Raw genomic sequence first — 11,240 nt, 5'->3', positions numbered from 1 at the left:
CCGAAGTAACGCTCAGGGAGACGAAAGGGTACTTTCGTCGTGGAACTGAGAAGCTCCCACTTCAAGCTTTGCTAAGTGGCGAGTAGTTCACATAAGATAATATCAACTTCGATGTATTTATTACTACTCCTTTATGAATCAGTATCTTTTTATATAATTACATTTTTAGAATCCTGTTTTCTTATATAGTAAAAAACAAAGCAATCGCTGGACACGATCGCTTTGTTTTTTCTATTCATATCGTAGTGCTTGAATTGGGTCAAGTTTAGACGCTTTATTCGCCGGAAATACACCGAATACAACTCCAACTAATAAAGAGAAAACAAATGATAACAGCATAACCGGTATAGAGTACGCTATTGTTGTACCTGTGGCTAGCGTAAATATTTGAGCACTGATTACCCCAATCCCTATTCCAATTATTCCACCGAACGAACTTAACACAACTGCTTCGATAAGGAATTGAAGCAGAATATTTTTACGCTTTGCTCCAATTGCTTTTCTAATGCCTATTTCTTTCGTACGTTCTGAAACTGATACGAGCATAATATTCATGATACCAATCCCGCCTACGATAAGAGAGATTGCTGCACTTCCGCCTAGCATTAATGTCATAGTATCATTGACTGATGACGCAGTTTCCATTAAATCTTTTGGACTTGATACACTATAACTATCAGTATCACCTAAGATTGAATGCATCGTTCTTTCAATGCGGGTCGATATGAAATTAATCATATCTTCATTTTTCACCTTCACATATGTTGTCCCAACATTCGTAGTAGCAGCTAAACGCTGTCCGGTGCTAAGAGGGACAATAATTGTACTATCTCCGCTTGTTCCTAATGAACTTCCCACTGATTCAAGAACCCCAACAACTTTATAGGATGTTCCGTTCACTTTTACTGATTTACCGACCGGGTCTCCTAAACCGAATAATGTTTGTGCTGTGTCTGAACCAAGTACTGCAATTTTTGAATGATTCCCCTGATCTAAGTCTGCAATGAAACGACCAGATTGCAGCTTTAAATCGCGGACCTCTAAGTAAGAAGAAGTTGTTCCAATCATTGATACTTGTGTATTCGTTTTTTCATGTTTCACTGTTACTCTTCCTGACACTGTTGGTGCAATTGCTTTAATACCATCGATATCCTGAATTTGTTTTGCGTCCGTTTCTTTAAATGTAGCATCTGAATCCGTAACTGTTACAGTCAATACATTTGTACCTAAGCTGCCAATTTGATCTTGTACCTCTTTTGTCGATCCTTGTCCTATCGCAACCATGACTATAACAGAGGATACACCGATAATAATCCCTAGCATCGTTAAGAATGCTCTAACTTTATTTGCTCTAATGCTTTTCAGTGCCATTTTGAGTGTCTGCAAACCATTCACCTCCATTCTCATAGAGCTGTCCATCGTGAATCCGAACGACACGGCTTGCTTTCTTTGCAACATCTAAATCATGCGTAATAAGAATAATGGTATGCCCTTGCTCATTTAATGAATTCATAATTCCTAATATTTCTTTACTCGTTTTACTATCAAGTGCTCCAGTCGGTTCATCTGCTAGTAGAATAGGAGGCTGTCCAGCCAACGCACGTGCTATTGCAACACGTTGCTGTTGCCCACCCGACAATTGAGAAGGCAAATGATTCGCTCTATCTGCCAATCCTACTTTTCGTAATGCTTCTAATGCCGTTTCTCTTCGTTCTCCCGCTTTCATGCCTCGGTAAATGAGTGGAAGCTCGACATTCTCAACTGCTGTAAGCTTCGCTATAAGGTTGAAATTTTGAAAAATGAAACCGATTTTTTCATTTCGAATAGTTGCAAGTTGAGAGCTTTTCATTTTCCCTATCTCTTCATTATCTAGTAAGTATTCACCTGAATCCGGTCGATCTAAGCATCCGATCATGTTCATAAATGTTGATTTTCCAGAGCCTGATGGTCCTATGATAGAGATAAAATCCCCCTTTTGAATATCGAGGGAAACACTTTTTAGAGCCATTACTGTTTCGCCGCCAAGTTCGTAGACTTTCTTCATGTTCTTTATTTGAATAATTGGCTCTACCATAATATTAACGCCCTCCTTGTCCGCCGCCAGCTGGAGCTCCGCCGTTAGATCTTCCTCCAAACTCACCACCAGGTCTTCCTTGGAAATTGCCGCCACCAAATCCCCCTTGAGAGTTTCCGCCAGGCATCATCATAGGTCCTTGAGAAGAATTCCCTTTAGATTGAACTCTCGGTATTTGCACCGTATCTCCTTTTGCTAACCCTTTTGTAATTTCTACATGCGTATCATTTGAAATACCAGTTTCTACTGTCACTTTTTTTGTTGACTGTGTCGCATCGTCTGAAGATGTAGGAACTAGTACATATTTTTCATTTCCGTTTGTATGCACCGCTTCTACTGGAACGTATAATGCGTCTTCTTTACTTTCTATTGAGATACTTGCCTCAGTCGACATACCAATTTTCATATTTTTCGGATCTTCAATTTGTACAGTTACGTCAAATGTAGAAACGCCTTTTTCAGCTGTTCCTTTTGTTGCTACATTTGTTACCTTTCCGCTAAATGTTTCCTCTCCGAATGCACTTGCTGTTATTGTTACCGCTTGACCTTCTTTTACTTTCGGTACATCTAATTCATCAACACTAATAGTTGTTTGCAATGCGTTGTAATTTGTTATGTGTGCAATTGGATCCGCAGCCTGTACCGAATCACCGCTTGCAACAGAAAGACTTGTAATTGTCCCAGTTACTGGAACTTGCAAAATACTTCCATCTGTAAAGGTTACGAGTGTTGCACCTGCCTCTACAACATCACCTTCCTTCACACTAACACTATCAGCTGTCAAGCCACTTCCACCACTTGCTTTATCCGAACCTGCACTATTATTCCCTCTCGTTACAGGTGATGTATATCCATTTGCATCTTCCATACGAAGAAGAATTGTTCCTTGTGACGCTTTGCCGCCTTTTTTCGCACTAACTGATTTAATTTCCCCATCATATGGAGCCGTAACAACAGCACCATTTTTAAATATTACAAGTGTGTCACCTTTTTTTACTGTATCTCCAGCCGCTACACTTATACTATCCACAATAAGGATTGTATCTTTCGCTGTTACATCTTGATCTGTATTTGCTGTAACCGAACCCGATCCACTAACTGCTACTTCCAGTTTCCCTTGTTGCACTGTCGTTGTTTGAGATGCAGCCACAACACCTTGTGTTTTATCTGTTTTATGTAAAAAGAACCAAGTGCTTGCTCCTCCTATTACAACAATAATGGTTGAAATGATAATCCACTTTTTCAAAATTCTATTCTCCTTCCCATTGTTGAGTTTGCCCCGATTGTTCTTGCCCCGGCTGGAATTGACCATTACCATTACCATTACCATTACCCGGGAACATCTTATCGCGCCCTCTTGAGCCCATCTCTGAAAAATCCGGACTTTTACTTTGTTTGTAAGCTACATAGCCTACTCCGATAGCTGCACACGTACTAATCCCTAAATTTACTATGAGTAAAATTTGTATTAACTTTTGTTTCGTTTGTTCCATTTTTTATTCCACCTCGTATATTTTTTGATAAGCCCATTGTGACTTTCATTCCTTAACTTTTTCTTAAAAGTTCAACCTTACATGTAAAATCTCTTACGAAAGTTTTTTGCAATAAAAAAACAAAAAATTAGCCACACGATTTCACTGCAAAAGTTTATATAGTTCTTGCCAATTCCATATGTTACATCTATATAATAATAGAAAACAATTCATTTCATTACATCGCATCGCATCTTAATTCACTTGTTTAGTGTGGGAAGTATGAAACACCCAATACCTCGATCCTACATAGTTTATTAAGCTACCAATCAAAGTTGCAGTCACTTTAGAGACAATCAACGACTGCTCCAAGGTATCATACATACTTCTTAGTATTAGAGATACTACAATAAGACTTAAAAGATTAACACACATAAATTTAAATGCTGCAACTTGACTTCTTTTTTGTTCAAATGTCCAAACCCTATTCAGTAAGTAACTGTTAGCTACACCACAACAATAGGAGACTGATTGCGCCAGTAATATGGGCACGTCCCCCATGACAAGTAATGAAAAGATTACTATATCTATGCCCGTATTCAGTATACCTACTATTAAAAACTTAAAAATTCGTATTAAGTCTTTATTCATACGCTGTCTCATGTTGGATCGCTAATTTTTCACTTTCCTGTTCCCCATAAAATTCTCGAACAATATATAAAGGTCGCCCTTTTGTTTCATCATAAATTCGCCCAATATATTCACCGATAACGCCTAACATAAATAGCATAAACCCATTAAAAATTAACATAATACTAATGATGGAAGGCCACCCTTTCATAGTTACTTCAGTAAATAAAGTAAGATATAGCACATATATAAAGTATAGAAAGCCTGAGCTAGAAAGAAGTAAACCTGAATAAATTGCTAACTTCAAAGGTTTATAAGAGAAAGACAGAATCCCATCTAGGCATAGCTTTACCATTCGTTTAAGGGGATACTTGGTTTCACCTGCTACTCTTTCATCTCGAACATATTCAATTGCTATTTGACGAAATCCGATCCAACTAACTAATCCTCTAACAAATCTATTATTTTCGTTTATCTTTCTCATTTCTTTACATACCTTTTGATCCATAAGGCGAAAATCTCCCGTATCTACTGGTATATCAATATCTGTGGAGGCGCGAAGCACGCGATAAAACGTGCTTGCTGACCACTTTTTAAACCATGTTTCACCCTTACGCTTCATTCGTTTTGCGTAGACTACTTCATACCCCTCTTTCCATTTTTCAATCATTTGTAAAATTAGCTCTGGTGGGTCTTGCAAATCAGCATCAATAATGATAACTGCATCCCCATTTGCATAATCCATACCAGCTGTAATTGCAATTTGGTGACCAAAATTCCGTGAAAAATCGATGAGTTTCACTGTCTTATCACCTATCATAAATTGCTTTATAATATCCGCACATTTGTCTTGGCTTCCATCGTTAATAAATAGTAATTCATACGTACCATTTGCATCTTTCATGACCCTTTTCAATCTTCGATACGTTTCTTCAATAACAGCTTCTTCGTTATACATGGGGATGATTATTGAATAACATATATTGCTTTCCACTCTAACCACTCCTTTACAAAGTTATTTTATATAAAGTATTTGAGCGCCCAGGACCACCCATATTCATACCTTCTTTTCCACCATTTTGTTTTGTCTTCCACTCATCAGAAGGTATTTTCTCACCATTTTCTTGAATCCATTTCGTTACTTCAGAACTCCCGCCCCTCATTCCTTCATTTGAAATGAGGAAGTACTTTACTTTCCCGCTTACTACCAACTCTTTTAATTTTTCAACAGAATACACTGGATCAGAACCAGAAAATCCACCCATCGTTATTACAGATTCTCCTTCATCTATAATGTAAGGAGCTGCGGTTTGATAACTTGTTGTAGCAAATAAGTATTGTTCACCAGTATTGTTTTTCTTTAAATATGAAAAAGTTTTATCATCTAAACTCTCGTTATCCATACCTCCTGGCTTGCTTCCTGGTAATCCTGAAGATTTTCTACTAGGGTTTGGAATTTGCATGTGATCTTCTGGTGAAGCATAATCTTTTTCAATATATTCTCGTTCAGTTGGAAGTCCGTTATCACCCGGTCCTCCTTGTCCAGAAAATCCAGGCATTGCTCCTGGAAAAGCCCCTTTACCATCAGCTGAACTTGGGCCCGCTTGTGGGAGCATACTATTTCCACCATATGTAATCGGCGTAGCAGCCCAATACAATGGTCCGATTAATAATATAAGTAATCCTGCAATATGCAGCGTAAAAGGCAATACAATCTTCTTACCCTTGAACAAAACAAGTACGAAAGTCATGATAATTCCGGCTACTGCTATACAAAGTGGCCACTCAGCTCCAATGACATCACTGTAAGGATGCATTATATACCATTGGAAACCTGCTGTTCCTACAACTGCAATTGGCAATAACCAAGACTTCCAACCAGTATTATTTTTATAATCCTCAAAAAGCTGTGCCGAACCAGCTCCAAATAGAGCTGCAATAGGAGCCGCAAGCATTATTAAATAATAGTGATGGAAAAATCCAGCAATACTGAAAAATACCATAACTGGAATTAACCATGCGAGCCAAAAGACAGCTTCTTTATGTTTTAAGGTTATATTATTTCTTCTTACACTAGCCAATAAACTAATACTAGCAATAGCAATAAACGGTAACAGCCAACTAGCCTGACCGGATAATTCAGACTGGAATAGACGGAACGGCCCTTTTTCTCCAGTTCCAAACATACCGCCTGCCATGCCACCTGGACCACCATTTTTACCTGTCGGTGGACCATCCCCTTTGTTTATTTGGAATCCTTGACCATTATCACCATTTCCTTGTGGTAAATTAGCTCCATTTTGATGATTATCTTTCTGCACTACTTTATTGTTACCTTGAGGTGGTTGAGATTGATCATTTGCATTAGGCATTCCTTTATCTGCTGGAACTTCCTGTTTGCCATTCTCAGCGCCATCATTTGGCATTCCCCACATATTATTTTGAGGCGATTGTTGATGTTCCTTCGCACCAGGTACTCCCTGATTCCCAGTAAGACGTGATATGCCATTGTAACCAAATGCTAATTCTAAAACTGAATTTGTTTCACTACTTCCGATATACGGACGTTTATTTTCAGGAATACTGTCTACAATTACCGCCCAAGAAAGAGAAATAACGAGCATGATAGCTGTGGCCCCAGTAAGGAAACCAATCTTTTTTTTCCAGTTTATTTTCGCAGATAAAAGATAAAAGAGATAAAAAGCGGGCAGTATCATATATGCCTGTAGCATCTTCATATTAAAAGCTATCCCAATTACCGCGAAAGATCCTAAAAGACTCCAAACACTTTCACGCTTCACACTTTTAAACAAGAGCCAAGTAGCTAACAAAAGAGTAAATACAAGCATGCTATCAATATTATTTGTTCGGCTCACTGCAGCTGCAATTGGTGTGCATGCAAAGGCTAAGGCACTAAGACGTGCAGCAACTACACCAAAAGAAGGTTTAATTAAAAAATAAATCAACAATACGGATCCTATCCCAGCCAATGCTTGCGGTAAAATTACACTCCAACCGTGCAACCCCAAAATATAGGCACTAATCGTTTGAATCCAAAATGCAACAGGTGGTTTATCTACCGTTACTGACCCGGCTGAATCAAGGGAACCAAAAAAGAAATTATGAAAGTTTTGCAGCATACTTGCTACTGCAGTCGTATAATAAGTATTCACATAGTGATCCGTCCAAATATTATAGCCATTTAAAAAAAGTGCTAACAAGATTATGAATATTAGAGGAACATCAAATCGTTTTTTCAATTGTAAAAACATAGAATTACAACTCCTTAATCATTTTATAAAGTTAACTAGGCCCTGAATGTATTATCTTTCTTCTATCTGAAGTGGACTTGAAAATAAGCTGAAAGTTTCCTGAATACATGAAATATCTTTCGTATTAAAAGAGAAAATGACAAAAAAATAAAAAACTACCAGGTATTTGAATGACTTTCAGCAAATTTTAAGCATAATCGTAGATACTAACAATAATGAAGAAAAAGGAGGCATAGAACATGAACTCTCTTAAAGGGGTTAAAATATTAATAGTAGATGATGAACCCCATATTTTACAGTTTTTAGAGATCGGGTTAATGAACGAAGGGTATGTAGTAAAAAAAGCGACAGATGGAATAAGTGCCATTAACTTAGTACAAGAATTTCAGCCTCATATAGCCATCTTAGATGTAATGATGCCTGGTACAGATGGGTTTGAAGTATGTCGAATGATTAAAAAAAGTGGCGCTCTTACTTCCGTAATTATGCTTACTGCAAAAGACGAAGTAGATGATCGAGTGAAAGGATTAACATTAGGTGCAGACGATTATGTAATTAAACCTTTCAGTTTTGATGAATTACTTGCTCGTATACACGCACGTCTTCGTAATCAGTTTCCTAATTTATTCAACGAGATTATTTATGGTCCTTTTAAAGTGGATGACCGTAGAAAAGAACTGCGATTTAAAGATGATATTTTGGAACTTTCTCCTACTGAATACGAGCTACTTAAATATATTGTAATTAACCACGGGATTGTACTAAGTAAAGGTGTGATACTTGATAAAGTATGGGGATATGATTTTCAAGGTGATGAAAATATTGTGGAAGTGTATATTCGTTCACTCAGGGAAAAATTAAAAGATAAAGAACACCGACTCATTCGCACAATTAGGGGAGCGGGGTATCGTGTGGATTTACCATGATTAAAAGAATCCAGTTCTTAAAAAACAAAAGGCTACTGCCTCACTCCCTACGAAAGCAACTTTTAACTCGAACATTATTTATTTTATCTCTTATTCTTTTGAGTATTGGTCTTTTACAATTTTGGGTAATGAAAGACTTCCTGTATAAAAATGAAGCCGAGACATTACGAGCGAAGATGATGTCGTTACCACCAGAAATAGATTTACTTCCTTTTAACTCGGAAAATAATGAAAAAAAACATCCTGATCCTAATCGACCAAGATTTCTGTTTTCACAAGATATTTCACTTGCAATTATCGGACCAGCTAGTGGTTATAAGGACTTCGCAGAGAGTACTGGAATGTCCTCTCCAAAGTTATCAAGCAAAGAGTATGCAAAAATATTAGAACAGTTCTCGAATCGTAAACAAGTAACCTATAAAGTAGTACGTAATAAAGAAGGGATTGAACAATTAATTGTTTTTAAACCTATTCGGAGTCTTCCAAACGGTTCCGATGGAGATTTTAATCAAGTTCCTAATCAAATTCTTCAAATTGGAACAGATACTGCTCCTTTACGTGATGTTCTATTTCAGCAATTACTAACATTCGTTGTTCTATCTGTACTAGCTCTACTTATCGGTTTAGCGCTATATTTACCAGTTCTAAAAAACACATTGATTCCTCTTTCTAACATTGTAAATGCAGTAAAAAATACGAATGCGGATAATTTGGCTGATCGACTACCTACACACCAAGGACAAGAAGAAGTTGATCAATTAGCTTTAGCATATAATAACATGTTGAAGCGATTAGAGGCATCCTTTCAATATGAAAGAGAAACAAAAGAGAAAATGAAACGTTTCATTGCCGATGCTTCTCATGAACTAAGAACACCACTTACATCTATTCATGGTTTCTTAGAAGTATTATTACGAGGCGCAGCTGATCGTCCTGAACAGCTTTATAATGCTTTAAACAGTATGCACGGCGAATCAAAACGCATTATAAAGTTAGTAGAAGATTTATTTTTTCTTGCAAAAATGGATCGTGAGCCTGGACTACATTTATCGGAAACCAATCTCACCAAACTTATCTGGCAGATGAAACCACAATTAAGCGTTTTAGGTGGACATCGACAGATATCATATGATCTAACAGAAGGAGTAAAAGGTACTTATGATGCTGATAAAATCAAACAAATTATTTTAAACCTATTTCATAATGCCGTCCAACATACTGATTCTACTACAGGCAAAATAACAATTTCTTTAATGGTCTTAGAAAATCAAGTAGAAATATCCCTAAAGGACAATGGATCAGGCATAAAATTAGAAAACCTTCCTTATGTATTCGATCGTTTTTATAGAATTGATGATTCCAGAACAAGACAGCATGGTGGATCTGGTCTAGGGCTTGCAATTACTCAGACTATTACTCAAGCACATGGAGGAACAGTATCTGTAAAAAGTAAGTTTGGAGAAGGAACGACTTTTTATGTGTATCTACCGATAATTTCGCCATCACTAAAACAGTAATAAACAGGGGAGAAATGTAATTCTCCCTTGTTTATTACTGACATGTATTCTTTTACTTTTTACAATTTAAAAGCAAAGGATTATACATATGACTCATTCAAGTACTCTGAAACTTATTCATATTGTAGAAATATCCATTTTAAGATAATGATACGCTTCAAAATCTTCATTTGTATAGAGTAACTTTTAGTAATCTCAGTGCTCCTTTTGCCATAAGCATGTTTTTCCTATATCGATAGACGCAATTATGCCTTTTATTGTTTATATTTCTCTTCTAAACTTCATTGCAAATTCCCTGGGACTGTCCGCAAAAGGATGTATTTTGTTCTCCAGATATTTCAATCCTAACCTCTCCATATTCTTTGGGTTCTGTTGCAAAGTTTGAAAAAAGCATAAACAGGTTGGTAAATGAGGAACAATGTTTAGGGAGTAGCTAGTAATTGTTGAAGTTCATTGCACGTTGAAAAGGCGGAGTCTCTTTGAAGACTTCGCCTTTGTTTATATAGGGCATGAATGGTCTCGATACCTTTTATCGTACGTGAAGCATGACGAAGATTTTGAAATCCTGCAGATTTAGCAAAACGTCTCTTTACATGCCTATGATCCTGTTCAATAAGATTGTTTAAATGTTTGATTGTACAATGGATTGTAGTTTGATAAAATCTTTGTTTTCTTAATTTGTTAAATGCGCAAAGTAATGCTGGCGCTTTGTCTGTAGTGAGAACCGTTGGTTCTCCAAAATGCTTTACTAATTTTTTCATGAAGGCATAGGCAGCCTAATGATCCCGTTTTTTACGAAGTTGAATATCCAATGTATGTCCATCTTTATCAATTGCACGATAGAGATAACACCATTCTCCCTTAACTTTGATATAAGTCTCATCCAAATGCCAAGATAAGTATGCAGATTTATTTTTCGCTTTCCAAATTTGATAGATGAGGCTTCCATATTCATGAACCCATCGCATGATGGTTGTTGGGTGAACTGAAATACCACGTTCTTTCAGGATTTCAGATACATCGCGATAACTTAAAGAAAAACGGCAGCAGTAGCCGACAGCTACTAAAATAATATCTTTCTTGAATTGTTTTCCTTTAAAATATCTCATGTCTGATTCTCCTAAATCCTGTTTTCTAGAGTGTAGCTTTATATAGAAAACTTTGCAACAGAACCACTTTTTATATGCTATATTACAAATAAGCTGGGAACACTTTACAGCCCTTTTCTTGCTCCATATCATGTCCAAAGAAAATAATTGGATTTTCTTTCCTAACAACATCTTTTAAACGTTTTATTGAAGATAAAGCTAAATCCGAATCAAATCCAGCAAACGGTACTTCATCTTCAA

9 protein-coding genes and 2 pseudogenes are annotated in these 11,240 nt (G+C 36.8%); 2 read left to right on the top strand and 9 right to left on the bottom strand.

Annotated features, from left to right (window positions below; translation table 11 throughout):
* Window positions 1-231 precede the first annotated feature (231 nt).
* From MR155_RS29955 to MR155_RS29930, 7 genes are all read right to left on the bottom strand, one after another.
* Window positions 232-1,386, bottom strand: a complete 1,155-nt coding sequence (locus MR155_RS29955) for an ABC transporter permease (RefSeq protein ID WP_373696015.1) — start codon at window positions 1,384-1,386, stop codon at window positions 232-234.
* Window positions 1,352-2,074: an ABC transporter ATP-binding protein gene (locus MR155_RS29950; RefSeq protein ID WP_078205163.1), complete on the bottom strand. Its 723-nt coding sequence runs from the start codon at window positions 2,072-2,074 to the stop codon at window positions 1,352-1,354. The genes MR155_RS29955 and MR155_RS29950 overlap by 35 nt, the downstream gene beginning before the upstream one ends.
* Before the next feature lie 4 nt (window positions 2,075-2,078).
* Window positions 2,079-3,320 carry an efflux RND transporter periplasmic adaptor subunit gene (locus MR155_RS29945; protein WP_078205164.1) on the bottom strand — a complete coding sequence of 414 codons (1,242 nt, stop codon included), beginning with the start codon at window positions 3,318-3,320 and terminating at the stop codon, window positions 2,079-2,081.
* 4 nt (window positions 3,321-3,324) lie between these two features.
* Window positions 3,325-3,567 carry a hypothetical protein gene (locus tag MR155_RS29940; protein ID WP_215559708.1) on the bottom strand — a complete coding sequence of 81 codons (243 nt, stop codon included), beginning with the start codon at window positions 3,565-3,567 and terminating at the stop codon, window positions 3,325-3,327.
* Between the two features lie 234 nt (window positions 3,568-3,801).
* Complete coding sequence (locus MR155_RS32325) at window positions 3,802-4,197, bottom strand: GtrA family protein (RefSeq protein ID WP_176126988.1); 396 nt, start codon at window positions 4,195-4,197, stop codon at window positions 3,802-3,804.
* A complete protein-coding gene (locus MR155_RS29935) occupies window positions 4,190-5,170 on the bottom strand; it encodes a glycosyltransferase family 2 protein (protein ID WP_139359389.1) in 981 nt (326 codons plus the stop codon). The genes MR155_RS32325 and MR155_RS29935 overlap by 8 nt, the downstream gene beginning before the upstream one ends.
* 13 nt (window positions 5,171-5,183) lie before the next feature.
* The gene (locus MR155_RS29930; protein WP_215559709.1) at window positions 5,184-7,448 is read right to left on the bottom strand and encodes an ArnT family glycosyltransferase; all 2,265 of its coding nucleotides are present in this window, start codon (window positions 7,446-7,448) and stop codon (window positions 5,184-5,186) included.
* 239 nt (window positions 7,449-7,687) lie between these two features.
* On the opposite strand from MR155_RS29930, the gene MR155_RS29925 reads away from it, so the two are divergent.
* Together MR155_RS29925 and MR155_RS29920 are read left to right on the top strand one after the other, a co-directional pair.
* Entirely contained in the window at window positions 7,688-8,374 is a 687-nt protein-coding gene (locus MR155_RS29925) for a response regulator transcription factor (protein WP_078205168.1), read from the top strand.
* Between the two features lie 98 nt (window positions 8,375-8,472).
* Window positions 8,473-9,891, top strand: coding sequence for a sensor histidine kinase (locus MR155_RS29920; RefSeq protein ID WP_396027187.1), 1,419 nt, complete (start codon window positions 8,473-8,475; stop codon window positions 9,889-9,891).
* 422 nt (window positions 9,892-10,313) lie between these two features.
* Here MR155_RS29920 and MR155_RS29915 read toward each other — a convergent pair.
* Window positions 10,314-11,000, bottom strand: a pseudogene (locus MR155_RS29915) (IS6 family transposase).
* Between the two features lie 82 nt (window positions 11,001-11,082).
* Window positions 11,083-11,240, bottom strand: a pseudogene (locus MR155_RS29910) (quorum-quenching N-acyl homoserine lactonase AiiA); the annotation flags it as partial.

Origin of the sequence: Bacillus cereus group sp. BfR-BA-01331 (assembly GCF_022663915.1) — a bacterium.
Lineage (GTDB): Bacteria > Bacillota > Bacilli > Bacillales > Bacillaceae_G > Bacillus_A > Bacillus_A mycoides.
The sequence above is the reverse complement of the archived record's forward strand: the minus strand, read 5'-3'. Positions and strand labels throughout refer to the sequence as shown.

What these genes read in the sequence shown, in the direction of transcription:
- MR155_RS29950 (WP_078205163.1), bottom strand. Translation starts at nt 2,074, where the DNA reads ATGGTAGAGCCAATTATTCAAATAAAGAACATGAAGAAAGTCTACGAA.
- MR155_RS29940 (WP_215559708.1), bottom strand. Translation starts at nt 3,567, where the DNA reads ATGGAACAAACGAAACAAAAGTTAATACAAATTTTACTCATAGTAAAT.
- MR155_RS32325 (WP_176126988.1), bottom strand. Translation starts at nt 4,197, where the DNA reads ATGAATAAAGACTTAATACGAATTTTTAAGTTTTTAATAGTAGGTATA.
- MR155_RS29930 (WP_215559709.1), bottom strand. Translation starts at nt 7,448, where the DNA reads ATGTTTTTACAATTGAAAAAACGATTTGATGTTCCTCTAATATTCATA.
- MR155_RS29925 (WP_078205168.1), top strand. Translation starts at nt 7,688, where the DNA reads ATGAACTCTCTTAAAGGGGTTAAAATATTAATAGTAGATGATGAACCC.